Genomic DNA, 19,815 nt, shown 5'->3' with positions numbered 1-19,815 from the left:
CGATCAGGCCGCGGTGCCGCCCACCGTCAGCCCTTCGAGCAGCAGCGTGGGCTGGCCCACGCCCGCGGGCACGCTCTGCCCGCCCTTGCCGCACATGCCGATGCCCTCGTCCAGCGCGAAATCACTGCCGATGCCCTTCACCTGGGTCAGCGCGCTCGGCCCGTCGCCGATGATCGTCGCCCCCTTCACGGGAGCGCCGATCCGACCGTTTTCGACGCGATAGGCCTCGGTACAGGTGAAGACGAACTTGCCCGACACGATATCCACCTGCCCGCCACCGAAGGATTTGGCGAAGATGCCCTTCTTCACGCGGCTCAGCAACTCGGCGGGATCATCGTTGCCGCCGCGCATGAAGGTGTTGGTCATGCGCGGCATCGGCGCGTGCTGGAAGCTTTCGCGCCGCCCGTTGCCGGTGGGCGCGACGCCCATCAGCCGGGCGTTCATCCGGTCCTGGATATAGCCCTTCAGGATGCCGTCCTCGATCAGGATATTCTCCTGCGTCGGCGTGCCTTCGTCGTCGATGCTGAGCGATCCACGGCGCGCGGCGATCGATCCGTCGTCGATCACGGTGACGCCGGGCGCGGCCACGCGCTCGCCGATGCGGCCGGCGAAGGCGCTGGTGCCCTTGCGGTTGAAATCGCCCTCCAGCCCATGGCCCACCGCCTCGTGCAGCAGCACGCCGGGCCAGCCGGGGCCGAGCAGCACGGTCATCTCGCCTGCCGGCGCGTCTTCGGAATCGAGGTTCACCAGCGCCTGGGCCAGCGCCTCGTCGATCGCGCGGTTCCACGTCGCCGGTTCGAACAGCCGGCCGTAGAGCTCTCGCCCGCCCAGGCCGAAGCTGCCGGTTTCGCGGCGGCCGTCCACCTCGGCCACGATGGTGACGTTGAGGCGGACGAGCGGGCGGACGTCGGTGGCGGTGAAGCCGTCGGGCCGCACGATCTCCACCACGCTCCACTGGCCGGTGAGGCTGACCGAGACCTGGACGACGCGCGGATCGCGCGCGCGGGCGGCGGCGTCGATCGTCTGGCACAGGTTCACCTTGTCGGCGAAGGGCACCAGATCGAGCGGATCGGCATCGGTGTAGAGATGCCGGTTGCTGCGGCGCGGGGCGGCGGCCTTCGGCCCCTGGGCGGGATCGATCAGCGCCATCGTCTCCGCCGCGCGGCGGATCGCGTCGGCGCTGATCTCGTTGGCATGGGCGAAGGCGGTCGTCTCGCCCGATACGGCGCGCAGGCCGAAGCCCGACTGGGTATCATAGCTCGCGGTCTTCAGCCGACCGTCGTCGAAGCCGAAGGCCTCGGTACGGCGATACTGGAGATAGAGTTCCCCATCCTCGGCGCTGGCGAGCGCCTGGGCGGTCAGCTTCAGCGCGGTATCGGGATCAAGGGCGTCGCGGTAGAGCAGGCCGCGCGGATCGGTGACGGGATTCATCCAGCCGATATAGTGGCATGCGCGGCAGAGTCACGCCGCCGCAGCCCGCCGGATCAGAGGCTGGCGCCCGAGGCGATGTCGGGAAGCTGCGACTGGTCCGCGCCGTCGGCAGGTCCGCCGATCAGCACGAAGCGGCGATCACAATAGCCGCAATCGACATAGCCGTGCTCGTCGATCTCAAGGAACACGCGCGGATGGCCGAGCGCGGCGGGGATGCCGGCCTGCGCCCCGTCGCATGCGACGCGGGCGTGGCTGACGCGGGTGACTTCGGGCGGCGGAATCATCGCCGCGCGACTAGCAAAGCGGGGCGCGCGCGGCAATGCGCCACGTCACTCATCCTGCAACACCGCGGCAGCGGCGGAAACGCCCTCGACGCAGGAGCGCCCGGCGGCCTCGATCGCCTCAGCGCCCGCATCCGCGTCCACCGCGTTCAGCAGCGCGCGCACGGCCGGACCGTCATGCCGGCCGAACAGCTTACCGACGTAGAACATCATGATCCCGGCCATTTTCTCCGACATCGCCGGATCGCTGTCGGCCAGCGCATCGGACTTGTTCGACATGGCGAGCGTGCAGATCGCATCGGCGCGATCCTGTGGGTCGATCGCCTGGGGCGCGACGGGCGCGAGCGCGAGGACGAGCGCGGTAACGAACGGCATGCCGGTATTTCCTTCCCCCAAATGGTCGCCCGGTGGTGGCGGCTTGGCCGGGCGAAGGCAAGGGATTTGCTTGCCAAGCGCGGCGCGCGGCCTAATTCGAGGCGCATGACCGAAGCCGCGATCGCCATCGACCAGTTGTGCAAGACCTATGCCGGCGGCAAGCGCGCGCTGGACGGGGTGAGCTTCGATGTGCCGCGCGGGCAGATCTTCGGGCTGCTGGGGCCGAACGGCGCGGGCAAATCGACGCTGATCAACATCCTGGCGGGCCTGGTGAACAAGACGGGCGGCACCGCGCGCATATGGGGCTTCGACATCGATTCCCACCCGCGCAACGCCAAGGCATCGATCGGCATCGTCAATCAGGAGATCACCTTCGACCCCTTCTTCACCCCGCGCGAGACGCTGGAGATCCAGGCCGGGCTCTATGGGGTGCGCAAGGAGCGGTTCGACGCGATGGCGCTGCTGCGCGCGGTGCATCTGGAGGACAAGGCCGAGGCCTATTCGCGCACGCTTTCGGGCGGAATGAAGCGGCGGCTGATGGTGGCCAAGGCAATGGTCCATTCGCCGCCGGTGCTGGTGCTGGACGAGCCGACCGCGGGGGTGGACGTGGAGCTGCGCCAGCAGCTCTGGGCCTATGTGCGCGAGCTCAACGCGCGCGGCGTGACGGTGGTGCTGACGACCCACTATCTGGAAGAGGCCGAGGAGCTGTGCGATCGCATCGCGATCATCAACCACGGCCGCGTGATCACCAACCAGCCGACGCGCGATCTGCTCGCCATGGCGCAGGAAAAGGTGGTTGAGGTGACCGTGGACCGCGACATACCCGGCGCGCCCGCCGACACCTGTTTCCAGAAGATCGAGATGCGCGGCGCGCGCACGCTGGTGATCACCTATCGCAAGGACCAGGCGAACGCGGGCCAGGTGCTGGATGCCGTCCAGCGCGAGGGCTATGGCATCGTCGACGTCTCCACGCGCGAGGCGGACCTGGAGGACGTGTTCCTTAGCCTGACGCGGGCGGCGAATGGCTGAAGTGCCCGAAGCAATCCGGCAAAGCTTGGCCGCCTTGCCGCCGTCGCTGCTGGCTCGCTCAGGCTCGGTATTCTACAGTGGCAAGGAGGCATTCTCAGAGCACCGCGACCTTTATGTCGCTGGGCTAAATCCCGGTGGCGATCCCGTGCGTCAGCGCAACGAAACCATCGAGAAGCATATCGGTGATTTCTGGAAGCGCACTGCGCCTTGGTCCGAATATGTCGATGTATCTTGGGAAGGCGCACAGCCCGGAGCCTGGGGCATGCAGCCGCAGATGCGGCATATGCTACACATTCTGGGGCGCGATCCGAGATTGACGCCATCAAGCAACGCCATTTTTGTACGCTCGACCAATGAAGGGAGCCTAGGCTCAGAACGAGACCTGCTGCTGCAAGCCTGCTGGCCGGTTCATCAAGCGGTATTGGACAGCCTGCGGGTGCGTGTGGTGGTTTGCCTTGGAAAGACCGCTGGCGCTCTATTCCGTAAGAAGATGGATGCGCATAACCCTTTGGACGAAATTCGCGAACGCAACGCAAGAGGGTGGGCAAGCACAGCGCATCAGGCACCAGATGGCCGCATCGTCATCTCCGTAACCCATCCCAGCCGCGCGAGCTGGATTAATCCTGCTTCGGACCCCAGTCCGCTGGTGGCGGAAATGCTCAACATGGCGCGGCCGCGATGACTCGTACCTCCGACATCCTGATCATCGGATCCGGCGCGGCGGGGCTTACCGCGGCACTGAATCTGGCCGACCGGTTCAAGGTGACCGTGCTCGCCAAGGGGCGGCTGGACGAGGGATCGACCGCCTGGGCGCAGGGCGGGATCGCCGCGGTGCTGGAGGAAGGCGACAGCTTCGAACAGCATGTCGAGGACACGATCGTGGCCGGCGCCGGGCTGAACGATCGCGCCACAGTGGAGTTCGTGGTCGAGAACGCGCCCGCGGCGATCGCGCGGCTGGCGCAGCTCGGCGTACCGTTCAACACCGAGGGCAACGCGCTGCACCTGACGCGCGAGGGCGGGCACAGCCACCGCCGCATCGTCCATGTCGACGACGCCACCGGCGCGGCGGTGCAGGCGGCGCTGCTGAAGGCGGCGCACGCGCACCCCAATGTGACGCTGGTGCCCGACATGGTGGTGATCGATCTGGCCACCAGCCGCCACGAGGCGCGCTATTCGGGCGCGGGCAACGTCTGGGGCGTCTATGCCTTCAGCCGGGAGCGGCGGCGCGTGGAGCTGTTCACCGCGCGCGCCACGATCCTGGCGACGGGCGGGGCGGGGCGCACCTACCTCTTCTCCACCGCCCCGCGCGGCGCGACAGGGGACGGCATCGCCATGGCGTGGCGCGCGGGATGCCGCATCTCCAACATGGAGTTCATGCAGTTCCACCCGACCTGCCTCTACAATCTGGAGGTCAAGAACTTCCTGATCACCGAGGCGGTGCGCGGCGAGGGCGGGCAGCTCAAGATCCCCGGCACCGGCCACCGCTTCATGCCCGAATTCGATCTGCGCGCCGAACTGGCGCCGCGCGACGTGGTGGCGCGCGCGATCGACCATGAGATCAAGCGGCTGGGCTTGGATTTCGTCCATCTGGACATCAGCCACATGGGCGCCGATTTCGTGGCGCGCCACTTCCCCACGATCCACGCGCGGCTGCTGGACCTGGACATCGACATGACGCGCGAGCCGATCCCGGTGGTGCCCGCCCAGCACTATACCTGCGGCGGAATCGTGATCGATCGCGACGGCAAGACCGATCTGCCGGGCCTCTATGCTGCGGGCGAATGCACCCAATCGGGGCTGCACGGCGCCAATCGCCTGGCGTCCAACTCGCTGCTGGAATGCTTCGTCTATGGCGAAGCGGCGGCGAGCCACATCGCGGCGCATTGGGGCGATCTGGCCGCGCCGCCCGCGATCCGGCCGTGGGACGAAAGCCGCGTGGCCGATTCCGACGAGGAAGTCGTGATCAAGCAGAACTGGACCGAGATCCGCCGGTTCATGTGGAATTATGTCGGCATCGTGCGCACCACCAAGCGGCTGGAGCGCGCGGCGCACCGCATCAAGCTGCTGCGCGAGGAGGTGGCCGATTATTACGGCCATTTCCGCGTGACCCCGGACCTGATCGAGCTGCGCAACCTGCTCGAATCCGCCGACCTGATCGTGCGATCGGCGCTCCACCGCAAGGAGAGCCGCGGGCTGCACTATACGCTCGATTATCCGGACCTGCTGCCGCTGGCCGAGGATACGGTGCTGGTGCCCTGAGGCTGCGACCGGCTGCGGACAATCCGGAATTTCGCCGCCGCCATTTTCCTGCTGTTCACGCTTCGCCGCTATTGGGACGGAATTCGTCGCGGCGCGGCGATTTTTGGCTTGCTGCGGCATGCGCGTGCGCCGCATGATGCGATCGGGCAAGGGGCAGGTTAACGTGGTGATGTTGAAGCCGTTTTCCGATCTCGCGCGCGCGGTGCCGCTCGATGGGGTGGCCGCGGCATTCCGTCAGTTCGCGGCGCGGGGCAAGGCGCTGGCCGGCGATGCCGCCGCCAAGGGCAAGGCGCTGCCGCTGCGCGATTATGTGCCCGAGATGAAGCCATTCTCCACGCTGGAACGCGCGCTGACGCTGGGCGGGGTGGCGCCGGCGTTCCTGCTCGGCTGCGGCGTGCATGTCGAGCATCGCGAGCGCATCGTGCTGCCGCCGCCCGACTATAGCTATCTTTCGGGCGGACAATCCGCCCCGGCGGCGGCCCCGGCGCCCACCGCACCGGCGCCCGCGTCGCTCAAATCGTCGGTCGCCGCGCTGGTCGGCGGCTTCCAGGGCACCGTGGGCGTGGCGGTGACCAGCGTGGACGAAGGCTGGACCGTTTCCGCCAACGGCGACCGCAAGCTGCCGCAGCAGAGCGTGAGCAAGCTGTGGGTGGCGATGACCATCCTGGACCTGCGCGACCAGGGCCGGCTGACGCTGGACGACAAGATCACCATCACCAAGGCCGATCTGACGCTGTTCCACCAGCCGGTGGCCGCGCTGATCAAGGACGACGCCGGCTATACCGCGACCGTGGGCGAGATCATGCGCCGCGCGATGCAGATGAGCGACAACACCTGCAACGACAAGCTGCTGCGCCTGGCGGGCGGCCCGCAGGCGGTGCGCGACTTCATCGCGCGCAAGGGGCTGGGATCGATCCGCTTCGGCCCCGGCGAGCGCGACCTGCAGTCCGCCACGGCCGGGCTGAAGTGGAAACCGGAATATTCGATGGGCAACGCCTTTGCCCAGGCGCGCGCGCAGCTTGCCCCGGGCGTGCGGCTGGCGGCGTTCGAGGCCTATGTCGCCGATCCGCCCGATGGCGCGGCGCCGGAGGCGATCGCCCAGGCGCTGGCCCGGCTGAAGCGCGGCGAGCTGCTCTCGCCCTCCTCCACCGCCTGGCTGATCGCGACGATGGAAGAGGCCAAGACGGGCAAGGCGCGCGTGCGCGGCGCCGTTCCCGCTGGCTGGAGCTATGGCCACAAGACCGGCACCGGGCAGGACCTGCGCGGCCGCACGGCGGGATATAATGACGTGGGTATCCTGACCGCGCCCAACGGCAAATCCTATGCGATTGCGGTGATGATCGGCGACACGCCACGCCCGATCCCGGACCGGCAGCAACTGATGCAGGCGGTGGCGGCGGCGATCGTGGCGAGCCACGGCTGAGGCGGGGCCTCAGTCCTTCTTCACCCCGATCGCTTTCTTGAGCGCGGCGCTCAACCCGTCCTCATGATCGCCATAGGCTTCAGTCAGCGCCTTTAGCGCGAGCATCTCGTCCTCGGTCTCCAGCACGATCGCGGTGAGCAGGAACCGGTCCACCGCAGGCGCATCGATCACCGCCGCGGCCTTCACATGCGCGAGCTGGGCGGCAGAATAGCTGTAGCCATCCTGGATCCAGCCGAGATCAATGCGCAGCGGCGCGGGGACGGTCTCGTCCCCTTCGGCCGGCTTGGCGCCGAGCACGGCGTTGTCGGTCAGCCCGATCAGCAGCACGACATGCTTGCGCCCCCGCCCGCGCGAGGGCGCCGCGGTGCGGCCGTAGACCAGCCGCGTCGCCTGAAAATAGACCGCGATCTTGGCCTCGCCGTCCTCGCGCGTGCGCTTGAAGCGGATGCGCCCTTCCAGGTCGAAGCCCGGCATGCCGATCACGACCCCGTCGCCGTCCAGCACGGCGCGGCGCACGTGCAGCATGCCCGATTGCTCGCCGCCCTTCTGCTTCGGGAAGCAGGACTGCATCACCCCCACCGCGGACCACACCGCGTTGCGCTTGCGTTGGGCGTCCTCAAGAAACGCCTTGCCCAGCTTGACCACCGTATCGACCGCCAGGCCCGCCAGCTCGTCGCCCAGGCTCTCGATCTCGAAGCCCTTGCCGCCGCCGCAGCCGCTGACGTCGATCGAGGCCGCTTCGATCTCGGCCGCCGGCGGCGCCTGATCGGCATAGGGACGGGCGAGCGGCGCCGGGCCGCAGCCCGAAAGCAGCAGACCCAGCATGGCCGGCAACGCGAATCCGGAAGCGCGCAACGATCGATCGGCAGGACGCATCGTCATTCCCCCGCAGTAGGCCCGGCAGGGAGCGCCCGCCGGACGCGCTTGTCAATGCGGGGATCGCGCTGCGCGTTTTGGCCTCTCGTCCGGCCGCCCGGCGCCTGCTAATCCCCCGCCATGCCCCATCTCTATCTGGTCGACGGCTCAAGCTATATCTTCCGCGCCTATCACCGGCTGCCCCCGCTCACCAACCAGCATGGCGAGCCGGTGGGCGCCGTCTATGGCTATACCACCATGTTGTGGAAGCTGGCGGACCAGCTTCACAAGGCCGATGGGCCGACGCACCTGGCGGTGATCCTCGACAAGGCCGAGGAGACCTTCCGCAACGCCATGTACGATCAGTACAAGGCCAATCGCCCGCCCGCGCCCGAGGACCTAGTTCCCCAGTTCCCGATGATCCGCGACGCCACCCGCGCCTTCAGCCTGCCGTGCATCGAGGAGATCGGATGGGAGGCGGACGACCTGATCGCCAGCTATACCAGGGCGGCGCTGGCGCAGGGATGGCAGGTGACGATCGTCAGTTCCGACAAGGATCTGATGCAGTTGATGACCGATCCCGCGGTCGACATGCTCGATACGATGAACAACCGGCGGCTGGGGCCGGACGATACGCGCGAGAAGTTCGGCGTGGGGCCGGAGAAGCTGGGCGAGGTGCTGGCGCTGATGGGCGACAGCGTGGACAATGTGCCCGGCGTGCCCGGCGTGGGGCCGAAGACCGCGGCCAAGCTGATCCTGGAATATGGCGACGTGGAAAGCGTGCTGGCGGCCGCCCCGTCGATGAAGCCGGGCAAGCTGCGCGACAATCTGATCGAGCATGCGGACATGGCGCGGCTTTCGCGCAAGCTGGTGGAGCTGGCGTCCGACGTGCCGCTGCCCGAGCCGCTGGAAGGCATGGAGCTGAAGGGCATTCCGGAGCCGCCGCTGCGCGCGTTCCTGGCGCACCATGGCTTCAAGTCGCTGCTCGCCCGGCTTTCCGCCGCGGCCGATCCCGCCCCGGCGGGGCCGGCCGAAGCCGCGGCACCCGCCCCGGCCGCGCCCGAGGACCCGCCATGCGACCTCGACGCTTATGAGACCGTCGTAACCGAAGACGCGCTCGACCGGTGGATCGCCGAGGCGCGGCACCAGGGCTGGGTGGCGGTGGATACCGAGACGAGCGCGCTGGACGCGATGCAGGCCGATCTGGTGGGCGTCAGCCTGGGACTGGCGCCCAACCGCGCCTGTTACATCCCGCTCGGCCATGGCGGCACCGACATGTTCGCCGAAAAGCCCGTGCAGCTCGATCGCGGCGCCGCGCTGGCGAAGCTGAAGCCGCTGCTGGAGGATCCGGCGGTGCTCAAGATCGGGCACAATCTGAAATACGACCTGATCGTGCTGGGCCGCCATGGCGTGCGCGTCGCGCCCTATGACGACACGATCGTGATGAGCTTCGATCTGGACGCCGGGCTCCACGGCCATGGCATGGACGAGCTGGCGAAGGAGCATCTCGGCCACCAGTGCATCGCCTTCAAGGAGGTGGTGGGCACCGGCAAGAACCAGCTCGGCTTCCACGAGGTCGACCTGAAGACCGCCACGCGATACGCCGCCGAGGACGCGGACGTGACGCTGCGCTTCTGGCGCCGATTCAAGCCGCGGCTGGCGTGGGAAGGCGCGACGCGCGTCTATGAGATGGTCGATCGCCCGCTGGTGCAGGTGCTGGCCGATATGGAGAGCGCAGGGATCAAGGTGGACGCGGGCGCGCTGGCCCGGCTTTCCGACGACTTCTCGAAGCAGATCGCCGCGCTGGAGGAGGAGATCCACGGGCTGGCCGGGTTCAAGTTCACCATCGGCAGCCCCAAGCAACTCGGCGACGTGCTGTTCGACAAGATGGGCATCAAGGGCGGGCGCAAGGGCAAGTCCGGCGTCTATTCCACCGACGTCAACGAGCTGGAACGGATCGCGGCGGACAAGGATTCGCCGGGGCGCGAGATGGTGTTGAAGGTGCTCGACTGGCGCCAGCTCTCCAAGCTCAAATCGACCTATACCGACGCGCTGCAGGCGCAGATCAACCCGCGCACCGGCCGCGTCCATACCAGCTACAGCCTGACCGGCGCGCAGACCGGGCGCCTCAGCTCCACCGATCCCAACCTGCAGAACATCCCGATCCGCACCGAAGTGGGCCGCCAGATCCGCGACGCCTTCGTCGCCGAGCCGGGCAACGTCATCCTTTCGGCCGACTATTCGCAGATCGAGCTGAGGCTGGCCGCGCATATCGCCGATGTGCCCGCGCTGCGCGACGCCTTCGCCCGCGGCGACGACATCCACAACATGACCGCGATGGAGCTGTTCGGCGAGCTGAACCGCGACACGCGCGCACGCGCCAAGACGATCAACTTCGCCATCCTGTACGGCATCAGCCGCTGGGGTCTGGCCGGCCGGCTGGACGTGACGCCGGACGAGGCGCAGGCGATGATCGACCGCTATTTCGAGCGTTTCCCAGGCATCAACCGTTATATCGCCGACACGCTGACCAACGCGCGCGAGGCCGGATACACCACCACGCTGTTCGGCCGGAAGACCCATTTCCCGCGCCTGAAGGCCACCAATCCCAACGAACGCGCGGGCAGCGAGCGCGCCGCGATCAACGCGCCGATCCAGGGCACCTGCGCCGACATCATCAAGCGCGCCATGGCCCGCATGGGCCCCGCACTGCTAGACGCCGGGCTGCCGAAGGTGCAGATGCTGTTGCAGGTCCACGACGAACTGGTGTTCGAGCTTCCGGAGGGGGATGTGGAGGCGGCAAAGCCCGTCATCGAGCGCGTGATGGCGACCGCCGCCGAACCCGCCGTGCCGCTGAGCGTACCGCTGGGCGTGGAGATCGGCGTGGGGCCAAGCTGGGGCGCGGCGCATTGACCACGACGCAGGCCGACACACAGTCCGACGACCTCAACGCGCTCGCCAAGGGCGGGCGCACCAATATCCTGGGGTTCTTCATCCGCCTGGCCGGGCGGATGCCGTTCCTGTTCATCGCGGGCCGCGTCTATGGCGCGGAGATCACCGGGCGGTTCGCATTGGCGGTGCTGGTGGTGGAGCTGGCGGCGCTGATCGCCACGCTGGGCCTGAAGCGCGGGCTGGCGCAGGCGTTGTCGCACACCGGGCGGCCGCACAGCCATGTCGTGGCCGACGCGCTGGTGGTCGCGCTGTTCGCGTCGGTGTGCGCCAGCGCGCTGCTGTTCGTCTTTCCCGAAGTGATCTACCCCAACAGCCAGCCGACCCAGCTCGAACGGCTGCTGCCCGTCATCGTCTTCGCGCTCGCCTGGTCCGACGTCGCTTTCTCCGCGCTCGCATACCGGCACAATGTGGGCGCGCAGGTGACCGCGCGGGCGATCGTGGAACCCTGGACGATCAGCATCGCGGCGATGGCGTTCAGCTATATCACCATCCAGGAGGGGCTGATCCTTTCCTATGTCGCCGCCACGCTGGCGATGCTGGCGGCGGCGATGGTGCCGCTGATCCGCATGTATGGCGTTCCGGTGGGGTGGAAGCCGCATCCGGTGGAGCTGGCGCAGCTCGCCCAGCGCAACGCGCCGCTGGCGGGCGCCGACGCGATCGAATGGGCTTCGCGCAACATCGATCGCTTCATCCTGGGCCTGCTGTTCCCGCCGGCGTTCGTCGGCATCTATTACATGGCGCAGCAGGTCGCGACGCTGGCGCAGAAGTTCAAGACGACGTTCGATCCGATCCTGGGCCCGGTGGTGACGCGCAGCCTGGCGGCGGGCGACAAGCTGTCGGTGGCGAAGCAGGTGCGGCAGGTGGCCTTCTGGATCATCGCGGTGCAGGCGGCGGTGGCGATCGCGCTGGGCGTCACCTCCGACGGGGTGATGGGGCTGGTCGGCCCCAGCTTCGTCGCGGGATCGGGCGCGCTGTGCATCCTGCTGGCGGCCGAGGTGCTGGCGGCGACGGGATCGGTTTCGGAGAGCGCGCTCGTCTATGTCGCGCGGCACCGCAACCTGATGATCTCGGTCTTCACCCTGGGGCTTCAGGTGGCGCTGAGCTTCGCCTTCGTCTTGCTGCTGCGCGACATGGGCTGGCCCGAGGCATATCAGGCGGTGGGGCCGGCGCTGGCGCTGGCGGTTTCGCTGACGATCGGATCGGTGCTGAAGGGCGTGCTGCTTTCGCGCATGCTGGGCGCCAGCACATCGGGGCTGAGGCTGGGGCTATTCGCGGCGATCGTGGCTTGCGCGGGAACGGGTGTGGCGATCAGCAAGCTGCCCGAATGGGCGCAGCTCACCATCGGCATCCCGCTGATGCTCGCAGCCTATTTCCTCGTCCTGCTGAAAACCGCCTTCGGCGACGAGGACAAGGCGCTGTTCCGCAAGATGCCGCGCGACCAGGATCCGGTGGTGAACGAAATCCCGTGAGGCGCGGTCTCCGCGAATGCTTCCGCTTCGCCGAAACCGGCCTCAGTGGCGGAAGTGCCGCATCCCCGTGAACACCATCGCCAGCCCGGCTGCGTCGGCGGCGGCGATCACCTTGTCGTCGCCGATCGATCCGCCGGGCTGGATCACGGCCGTCGCCCCCGCCTCGGCCGCCGCGAGCAGCCCGTCCGGGAAGGGGAAGAAGGCGTCGGAGGCGACTGCCGAGCCCATCGTCAGCGGCTGGGGCCAGCCCGCCGCCTCGGCCGCTTCCTTCGCGCGGACGGCGGCGATGCGCGAGGAATCGCGGCGGTTCATCTGCCCCGCGCCGATGCCCGCGGTGGCGCCGTCCTTGGCATAGACGATCGCGTTCGACTTGACGTGCTTGGCCACCGTCCAGGCGAACAGGCAGTCCTTCAGCTCCTGATCGGTCGGCGCGCGCTTCGTCACCACTTTGAGGTCGCCAAGCCCGATGCTGCCGTTGTCGCGCGACTGGACGAGCATGCCGCCCGCGATCGACTTCAGCGTCAGCCCCGGGCGCTTCGGATCGGGGAGCGCGCCGGTGATCAGCAGCCGCAGGTTCTTCTTCGCGGCGAACACGGCGCGCGCGTCCGCATCGGCATCGGGCGCGACCACCACTTCGGTGAAGATCTCGACGATCGCCTCGGCGGTGGCGCGATCGAGCGTGCGGTTGACCGCGATGATGCCGCCGAACGCCGACACCTGATCGCACAGGAACGCCTTGCGATAGGCCTCCGCCAGCGTGTCCGCCGTCGCCACGCCGCAGGGATTGGCGTGTTTCACGATCACAACGGTGGGCGGGCCGTCCTTGAACTCGCTCAGCAGCTCCAGCGCGGCATCGGCGTCGTTATAGTTGTTGTACGAAAGCTCCTTGCCCTGGAGCTGTTCGGCCTGGGCGATGCCGCGGCCGCCGCCCTGGGGGAAATAGAGCGCGGCCTGCTGGTGCGGGTTCTCGCCATAGCGCAGCTCCGGCCCCTTGCTGAGCGCCACCGGAAGCGTGGCGGGAAAGGTCTCGCCCTGATCGGCGAAGGCGAACCAGCTTGCGATCGCGGAATCATAGGCGGCGGTGGCGGCATAGGCCTTGGCCGCCAGCTTGCGGCGGGTGGCGAGCGTGGTGCCGCCGGCCTCCAGCTCGGCCATCAGCGCGGGATAATCGGCGGGATCGGTGACGATCGCGACGCTTTCGTGATTCTTCGCCGCCGAACGGACCATCGAAGGGCCGCCGATGTCGATATTCTCGATGATCTCGTCGCGATCGGCGCCCTTCGCCACCGTCTGGACGAAGGGATAGAGGTTCACCACCACGCAATCGATCGGGCCGATGCCGTGCGCCTGCATCGCCGCGACATGCTCCGCGTTGGTGCGCACCGCGAGCAGGCCGCCATGGACCACCGGGTGCAGCGTCTTCACCCGCCCGTCCATCATCTCCGGAAAGCCGGTGAGATCCGAGATGTCGCGCACATCCAGCCCCGCCTCGCGCAGCGCCTTGGCGGTGCCGCCGGTCGAGACCAGCTCCGCGCCATGCGCGGCGAGCGCCCGGGCGAGTTCGACGATGCCGGTCTTGTCGGAGACCGAGAGGAGGGCGCGGCGGACAGGGATGATGCTCATGGCGGCCCCCTCGCGGATCGGCGCGGCGATGGCAAGACCGGCATGGCCGTTACGGGCTAAGTTTGCGGATTTTGACGGCGGTTCCGGCGCGGCGGTTTTGGCCGGGCGGGCGGCGGGCGCTCAGCGGGCGCGGTGGAACACCCAGCTCACATTGGTGCCGCCGGCCGGGGTCTCGGCATTGATCACAAGCTGTTCGGTGGCGACGGGGCGGCCCTGGCCGTCGATCCACACGCTGTCCTCGATCGCCAGCGTGCCGCCGCGGCAGCGGAACTGCCACACAGCGCCGGAGGGGATGCGCAGGAACGCCGCCATCCCGTCCGCCGTCGGCGCGATCTCCACCTGGGGCGAGAGGTGGAAGCGGACGGCGAAGGGCGTCGCACCCTTCTTCCGCCGCCGGTCGGCCGGGAGCAGCATGTCTTCGCCGCGGATATCGTTGCCGTCGCTCGAAAGCGCGATCTGGCGGCGGTGGAGGAAGCCGAAGCGGCGGACATAGCCGTCGTGGCTCGCCTCGATCCGGCTGGAGTTCTCGCTTTCCTGGCGGCTCAGCTCGACCTCGGAAACGCCGCGGCCCAGCGAACCGTCCGGGTGGATGGCGGTGGAGTTGGAATCGCCGATCACCAGCGTGGAATGCGCGGCGGTGGTGCGCAGCCCCTCGCCCAGCGCGGCGGGCACCTGGCGCACCGCCATCCGCGCGCCGCCGCAATTGACGACGATGCGGTGCGCGGCGTCCGACAGCTCGAACGCCAGCGTCGAGGCACAGCCGCCCTCCACCAGCCGGGCGAGCGGCGGCGGGGCGGCATCGACGATCAGCACCGTTCCGGCAGCGGAGAGCCGCTGATAGCCCCATTCGCGCGCCTGGCGCAGCGGCCGGGCGCGCACGCCGCTGGCCTCCACCGCCTGGGCGATCATCTCTCCGGCGATCGGAACGCAGCCCTGCCAGCTCGATAGTCCGCGATCGCCATGACACACGCCGAGCAGCGCCGAGACCATGCGGTTGAGCGCCGAGGTGACGAATGCCGGCGGCTCCAGCCGGCGCGCGGCATAGGCGTTGCACAGCATCGACAACAGCATCACCGCGTCGAGCTGACCCACCGGGGAACGGCCGACCGTGCCGCCGTCCTCGAACATCGAAAGCTTGAACGCGCGATTGAGCCCGGTCTCGCCGAACGCGCGGCGCGGATCGCCGCCGGGGATCAGCAGCCCCGCCACCAGCACCCCGCACCAGGCGGCGATGCGCGGCACGCCCGCCGTCACCCGGTCCGCCGCGCGATCCAGGTGCCGCGCGCCCCGCGCCAGCGCGTGAAGCACGCGCGACTTATAGACCAGGTCGTTGCCCGAAAGGATCATCGGCGCATGCGCCGTCCACGCCAGGATGCGCCGCCCCCAAAGGTCCGCGCGCCAGGCGGGATCGGCTACCTTGTCGGCATGGGCATCCAGCCAGCGCCGCATGATCGCCTCCGCGATCGGCGCGGCATGCGCGCGGGTGGTGACGGTGGAGAGATCGCGCAGCCAGTCGAAGGCGTGGAGATGCTCGGCAAAGGCCTTCGACACGTTGAGCCGCGCGAAATCGAGCGTGTCGATGCGCAGCTCCTCGCCCCGGAACGAAAGCACGCCATCGAGCAGCGCGTTGCCGCGCGCGGCATCGCCCAGGAACGGATCGTCGACGACCGCGATGAGCTTCAGCGGATGGCGGCCGCGCAGCTTCATCCGGTAGATCGGCGTGCGCCAGGCGAGGCGGCGAAACCGCTCGGCGACGCGATCGGCAAGGCTCAGCCCGCGATCGCCGCCCAGCCGGATCAGCCGCTTGCCCGCTTCGACCCCGTCGGGACCGGGGCCGCCGGCCGGATCGCTCACCCGCCCCTCAGCGCGGCGATATTGGCGGCATAATGTTCCGCCCCGCCTTCGAAGCTGGCGGTGCCCGCCACCAGCACGTTCGCGCCCGCCGCGATCGCCAGCGGCGCGGTGACGCGATCGATGCCGCCGTCCACCTCCAGATCGATGTCGCGCCCGCTGGCCGTGATCCGCGCGCGCAGGGCGGCGATCTTGTCAAGCGAGGATTGGATGAACTTCTGCCCCCCGAAGCCGGGGTTCACGCTCATCACCAGGATGAGATCGAGCAGGTCCATCACATGATCGACCGCGCTGACGGGCGTGGCAGGATTGAGCACCACGCCGGCGCGCTTGCCCAGCGCCTTGATCGTCTGGAGCGTGCGGTGGAGGTGCGGCCCGGATTCGGGATGGACCGAGATCACGTCCGCCCCGGCATCGGCAAACGCCTGGAGGAAGGGATCGACCGGCGCGATCATCAGATGGACGTCGAAGACCTTCGCCGAATGCGGGCGCAGCGCCTTAACCACCGACGGGCCGATGGTGATGTTGGGCACGAAATGGCCGTCCATCACGTCCACATGGATCCAGTCCGCCCCGGCCGCGTCGATCGCGCGCACTTCCTCCCCCAGACGGGCGAAATCGGCGGACAGGATCGAAGGGGCGATACGAACGGCGGACATGACGAATCCTTAGGCACGCCGCGAGTCGCGCGCAACGCCGAAACCGTCTCAGCCGCGGCGAAGGCGCGCGATGAAGAAACCGTCCAGCCCGCCGCTTTCCGCCAGCATGCCGGGCAGGGTGCGCACCGTGCCGTCCGCCAGCGGCGCAATGCCCGCCGGAAGCTCTTCAGCACGTACCGGGTCCATCGCGAATTCGGGATGCTCGGCCAGGAAGGAGACGAGCTGCGCCTCCCCCTCGGCCGGCTCCAGCGAGCAGGTGGCGTAAACCAGCGTGCCGCCCGGCTTCACCCATCGGGCGGCGCGATCGAGCAGCCGGGCCTGGAGCGCCGCCGTCTCCGCGATCAGCGCGGGGCGGACGCGGTGGAGCACGTCCGGATGGCGGCGGAAGATGCCTGTGGCGCTGCACGGCGCATCGAGCAGCACGGCGTCGGCGGGTTCGCCCGGTTGCCATTCGAGCAGATCGGCGACGGCGACCGCGGCCGGCTGACCGGTGCGGGCGAGATTCTCCGAAAGTCGCGCGAGACGACTTTCGGAAATATCGACCGCGGTCACTTTCCATCCCGCAGCCGCGAGCTGAAGCGTCTTGCCCCCCGGCGCGGCGCATAGATCGAGCGCGGAGCCCGCGCCCGGACCGATCAGCCGCGCGGGCAGCGATGCGGCGACGTCCTGCACCCAGAAGCGCCCTTCGGCGAACCCCGGCAGCGCGGTGACGGCCGTGCCCGCCGGAAGCCGGGCATGGCCGGGGAGCAGGACTGTCGCGCCTTCCGGCGGCGGCACGCCCGGCGCCAGCGACAGATCGAGCGGCGGCGGCGCGGCGACGGCGCGCGCGGCGGCCTGCACCATGGCGTCACCCCAGGCGGCAGCCCAGCGCTCCGCCACGGCATCGGGCAGCGCCGGCACCTCCGGCAGCGCAACGCCCTTGCGCGTCAGCGCGCCGAATACGCCATGCACCAGCTTGCGCGGGCCGCCGTCGACCAGGGGCAGCACCGTGGCGATCGCGGCATGCGGCGGCGTGCCCAGCGCCAGCGTCTGGACCAGCGCGATGCGCAACGCGAAACGCGCCTTGGCATCCTGGGGCAGCGGATTGCGCGTGGCCGAATCGATCAGCGCATCGAGATCGGGCAGGCGCCGCAGCGCCTCCACCGCTATCGCATGCGCCAGCCCGCGATCATTGGGCGGGAGCCCCGCGCCGGCGCGCACCAGCTCCGCCTCCAGCGCGATCCCGCGACGCAGCACCGCGTCGAGCAGCCGCAACGCCGCGCGCCGTGCCGGTACACCTGCGCCGTCCTGCGCACCCCTTGGCTTGACCTCTTTCCGCATCGCGCCGATTTGGAGGGCAACAGCGCAAGAGGCAATGATGGGCAAGCGCCCCGAACACGTAAAACCGCCGGAATATCTGTCGCCGAGCCCGCCCGTGCCCGAGCCGGAGGCGGTGCGCCCGCGCGACGACGATCCGCTGGGGCAGGATCCCACCCGCTATGGCGATTGGGAGCTGAAGGGCATCGCGGTCGATTTCTAGACGCCGGGCCGGGTAGCGTTCGGCCCGGCCGTCGCTGCCGCCCGTCTCACGCACCTTCCTCGCGCAGCGGGCGCGCGAGCAGCGCCTCTACCACGGTGCGCAGCGCCGCGCCCTCCAGCAGCGCGCAGACCGCCTGCGTCACCGGCATGTCCACCCCCGCCTCCGCCGCCGCCTCGCGCAGCACTGGGGCGGTAAAGGCGCCCTCCGCCACGGTGGTGCGGTTGGCGAGCATCTCGGCCGCGCTGCGGCCCTGACCGAGCCCGATGCCGAGCGAGAAGTTGCGGGAGCTGGTGGACGAGCAGGTGAGTACCAGATCGCCCAGGCCCGAAAGCCCGGCCAGCGTCTCCGGCTGGGCACCGCGGGCGACGCCGAAGCGCGTCATTTCGGCAAAGCCGCGCGCGATCAGCGCGGCGCGCGCATTCTGCCCCAGCCCCGCGCCCTCCACCACGCCGCAGGCGATGGCGAGGACGTTCTTCACCGCCCCGCCGATCTCCGCCCCGACGACGTCGGACGAACCATAGATGCGGAAGCCCGGCCCGGCGAGCCGCGCGGCCAGCCGGGCGCGCAGCCCTTCGTCCTCGCACGCCAGCGTGACTGCGGTCGGCAGCCCCTTCGCCACCTCATGCGCGAAGGTGGGGCCGGAAAGCACCGCGCTGGGCGCCGCCGGATGCACCTGGCGCGCGACCTCGCCCACCAGCAGCCGCGTGCCCGCCTCGATCCCCTTGGCACAGAGCACCAGCGGCACATCGGCTAGCGGCGCAGCGGACAGCACGGCGCGGACGTGCTGCGCCGGGGGAACCACCAGCGCGGCTTCGACCCCGGCCAGCGCGTCCAGATCGCCGGTCGCGCGGATCGAAGCGGGCAGCGGCACGCCCGGCAGGAACTGGGGATTGCCCTGGCCCGCGTTGATCGCCGCCACCACCTCCGACTCGCGTGCCCAGAGCAGCACGGATTGCCCGCCCCGCGCCGCCACCGCCGCAAGCGCGGTGCCCCAGGCGCCGCCGCCGATCACTCCTATCCGCATCGCGTGATCCTCATGCCTTCACTCCGGCGCCGCGCACCTTCTCCGCGTCGGGATCGAGCGGCCAGCGCGCGCGGGCGGGCACGTCGAGCGGATCGCTGAACCCGGCTGCGAACCGCTCCGCCCCCGCCCAGGCGATCATCGCTGCGTTATCGGTACACAGCCACAGCGGCGGCGCTACGAAGCGCACGCCCTGCTCCGCCGCCAGCTCCTGAAGCGCGCCGCGCACCGCCCGGTTCGCCGCCACGCCGCCCGCGACGACCAGCGCCAGCACCTTCACCTTGCCCAGCGCGATGCGCGTGCGATCGATCAGGCAATCGACCACCGCCTGCTGGAACGACGCGGCGACATCCTCCGGCGGATAATCGTTCGCGATCCGCGCCACCGCACTCTTGAGCCCGGCGAAACTGAAATGCGGCTCGCCCGAACCGACCAGCGGGCGCGGCAACGGGATACGCGGCGTTCCGCGTGACGCGGCCTCCTCCACTGCCGGGCCGCCGGGAAAGCCGAGGCCGAGCATCTTGGCGGTCTTGTCGAACGCCTCGCCCGCCGCGTCGTCGATGGTGGTGGCCAGGCGGCGATAGGCGCCCACGCCCTCCACCAGCAGCAACTGGCAATGCCCGCCCGATACGAGCAGCAGCAGATAGGGGAATCCGAGATCCGGATCGGCCAGCCGCGGCGACAGCGCGTGCCCCTCCAGATGGTTGACCGCGATCAGCGGCTTGCCCGCCGCGAGCGCCAGCGCCTTGCCCGTCACCAGCCCCACCATCACCCCGCCGATCAGCCCAGGGCCGGCCGTTGCGGCGATCGCATCGACATCGTTCAGCGAAACCCCGGCGTCGGCCAGCGCGGCCTCCACCAGCGGCCCCAGCGCCTCCACATGCGCGCGCGCCGCGATTTCCGGCACCACGCCGCCATAGGGCCGATGCTGCGCCTCCTGCCGGGCCAGGCGGTGCGCCCGCACCTCGCGCGCGCAACTCACCAGCGCGGCGGCGGTCTCGTCGCAACTCGATTCAAGCCCCAGGATCAGCGCCATTGCATCCCTCTAGGCCGATGGCCCATTAGCAC

General features: G+C 69.4%; 17 protein-coding genes. 7 read left to right on the top strand and 10 right to left on the bottom strand.

The features are described 5' to 3' along the window. Positions 1 to 3: 3 nt before the first annotated feature. From tldD to OM513_RS02705, 3 genes are read right to left on the bottom strand one after another with little or no spacing between them, the layout of a single operon-like run. A complete protein-coding gene (gene tldD, locus OM513_RS02715) occupies positions 4 to 1,431 on the bottom strand; it encodes a metalloprotease TldD (RefSeq protein WP_264942599.1) in 1,428 nt (475 codons plus the stop codon). Between the two features lie 53 nt (positions 1,432 to 1,484). Continuing rightward, a complete protein-coding gene (locus tag OM513_RS02710; RefSeq protein ID WP_264942598.1) occupies positions 1,485 to 1,715 on the bottom strand; it encodes a zinc-finger domain-containing protein in 231 nt (76 codons plus the stop codon). Positions 1,716 to 1,760: 45 nt separating this feature from the next. Beyond that, the gene (locus OM513_RS02705; protein ID WP_264942597.1) at positions 1,761 to 2,087 is read right to left on the bottom strand and encodes a hypothetical protein; all 327 of its coding nucleotides are present in this window, start codon (positions 2,085 to 2,087) and stop codon (positions 1,761 to 1,763) included. Between the two features lie 105 nt (positions 2,088 to 2,192). Between OM513_RS02705 and OM513_RS02700 the strand changes: the two genes are divergently transcribed. The 4 genes from OM513_RS02700 to bla all read left to right on the top strand — a co-directional run bounded on the left by OM513_RS02700 (position 2,193) and on the right by bla (position 6,798). Beyond that, positions 2,193 to 3,116, top strand: coding sequence for an ABC transporter ATP-binding protein (locus OM513_RS02700; protein ID WP_264942596.1), 924 nt, complete (start codon positions 2,193 to 2,195; stop codon positions 3,114 to 3,116). Beyond that, positions 3,109 to 3,798 (top strand): uracil-DNA glycosylase family protein, encoded by a 690-nt coding sequence (locus OM513_RS02695; RefSeq protein WP_264942595.1) that lies wholly within the window; start codon positions 3,109 to 3,111, stop codon positions 3,796 to 3,798. Before OM513_RS02700 ends, OM513_RS02695 begins: the two co-directional genes overlap by 8 nt. Beyond that, positions 3,795 to 5,375, top strand: a complete 1,581-nt coding sequence (gene nadB, locus OM513_RS02690; protein ID WP_264942594.1) for an L-aspartate oxidase — start codon at positions 3,795 to 3,797, stop codon at positions 5,373 to 5,375. The genes OM513_RS02695 and nadB overlap by 4 nt, the downstream gene beginning before the upstream one ends. A 118-nt stretch (positions 5,376 to 5,493) precedes the next feature. Further along, a complete protein-coding gene (bla, locus tag OM513_RS02685; protein ID WP_264942593.1) occupies positions 5,494 to 6,798 on the top strand; it encodes a class A beta-lactamase in 1,305 nt (434 codons plus the stop codon). 9 nt (positions 6,799 to 6,807) lie between these two features. Here the strand turns inward: bla and OM513_RS02680 are convergent, their stop codons facing one another. Beyond that, positions 6,808 to 7,623: a hypothetical protein gene (locus tag OM513_RS02680; RefSeq protein ID WP_264942592.1), complete on the bottom strand. Its 816-nt coding sequence runs from the start codon at positions 7,621 to 7,623 to the stop codon at positions 6,808 to 6,810. Between the two features lie 171 nt (positions 7,624 to 7,794). Between OM513_RS02680 and polA the strand changes: the two genes are divergently transcribed. Both polA and OM513_RS02670 read left to right on the top strand, forming a co-directional pair. After that, the gene (gene polA, locus OM513_RS02675) at positions 7,795 to 10,566 is read left to right on the top strand and encodes a DNA polymerase I (RefSeq protein WP_264942591.1); all 2,772 of its coding nucleotides are present in this window, start codon (positions 7,795 to 7,797) and stop codon (positions 10,564 to 10,566) included. Next, positions 10,563 to 12,074 (top strand): lipopolysaccharide biosynthesis protein, encoded by a 1,512-nt coding sequence (locus OM513_RS02670; RefSeq protein ID WP_264942590.1) that lies wholly within the window; start codon positions 10,563 to 10,565, stop codon positions 12,072 to 12,074. The genes polA and OM513_RS02670 overlap by 4 nt, the downstream gene beginning before the upstream one ends. Before the next feature lie 42 nt (positions 12,075 to 12,116). Here the strand turns inward: OM513_RS02670 and purH are convergent, their stop codons facing one another. From purH to OM513_RS02650, 4 genes are all read right to left on the bottom strand, one after another. Then, positions 12,117 to 13,697 (bottom strand): bifunctional phosphoribosylaminoimidazolecarboxamide formyltransferase/IMP cyclohydrolase, encoded by a 1,581-nt coding sequence (gene purH, locus OM513_RS02665; protein WP_264942589.1) that lies wholly within the window; start codon positions 13,695 to 13,697, stop codon positions 12,117 to 12,119. Positions 13,698 to 13,817: 120 nt separating this feature from the next. Continuing rightward, complete coding sequence (locus tag OM513_RS02660) at positions 13,818 to 15,551, bottom strand: heparinase II/III family protein (protein ID WP_264942588.1); 1,734 nt, start codon at positions 15,549 to 15,551, stop codon at positions 13,818 to 13,820. Next, entirely contained in the window at positions 15,548 to 16,207 is a 660-nt protein-coding gene (gene rpe / locus OM513_RS02655) for a ribulose-phosphate 3-epimerase (protein WP_264942587.1), read from the bottom strand. Before rpe ends, OM513_RS02660 begins: the two co-directional genes overlap by 4 nt. A 48-nt stretch (positions 16,208 to 16,255) precedes the next feature. Beyond that, the gene (locus tag OM513_RS02650) at positions 16,256 to 17,527 is read right to left on the bottom strand and encodes an RsmB/NOP family class I SAM-dependent RNA methyltransferase (RefSeq protein ID WP_264942586.1); all 1,272 of its coding nucleotides are present in this window, start codon (positions 17,525 to 17,527) and stop codon (positions 16,256 to 16,258) included. Positions 17,528 to 17,564: 37 nt separating this feature from the next. Here OM513_RS02650 and OM513_RS02645 point away from each other — a divergent pair, with 37 nt between their 5' ends. Then, positions 17,565 to 17,726 carry a DUF1674 domain-containing protein gene (locus OM513_RS02645; RefSeq protein WP_264942585.1) on the top strand — a complete coding sequence of 54 codons (162 nt, stop codon included), beginning with the start codon at positions 17,565 to 17,567 and terminating at the stop codon, positions 17,724 to 17,726. A 46-nt stretch (positions 17,727 to 17,772) separates the two neighbouring features. On the opposite strand, the gene OM513_RS02640 is transcribed toward OM513_RS02645, so the two are convergent. Continuing rightward, on the bottom strand, positions 17,773 to 18,750 hold the full coding sequence (locus OM513_RS02640) for an NAD(P)H-dependent glycerol-3-phosphate dehydrogenase (RefSeq protein ID WP_264942584.1): 978 nt from the start codon (positions 18,748 to 18,750) through the stop codon (positions 17,773 to 17,775). 10 nt (positions 18,751 to 18,760) lie between these two features. Further along, positions 18,761 to 19,783 (bottom strand): tRNA (adenosine(37)-N6)-threonylcarbamoyltransferase complex transferase subunit TsaD, encoded by a 1,023-nt coding sequence (tsaD, locus tag OM513_RS02635; protein ID WP_264942583.1) that lies wholly within the window; start codon positions 19,781 to 19,783, stop codon positions 18,761 to 18,763. Positions 19,784 to 19,815 lie beyond the last annotated feature (32 nt).

The sequence above is a fragment of the Sphingomonas canadensis genome (assembly GCF_026013525.1).
GTDB lineage: Bacteria > Pseudomonadota > Alphaproteobacteria > Sphingomonadales > Sphingomonadaceae > Sphingomonas > Sphingomonas canadensis.
The sequence above is the reverse complement of the archived record's forward strand: the minus strand, read 5'-3'. Positions and strand labels throughout refer to the sequence as shown.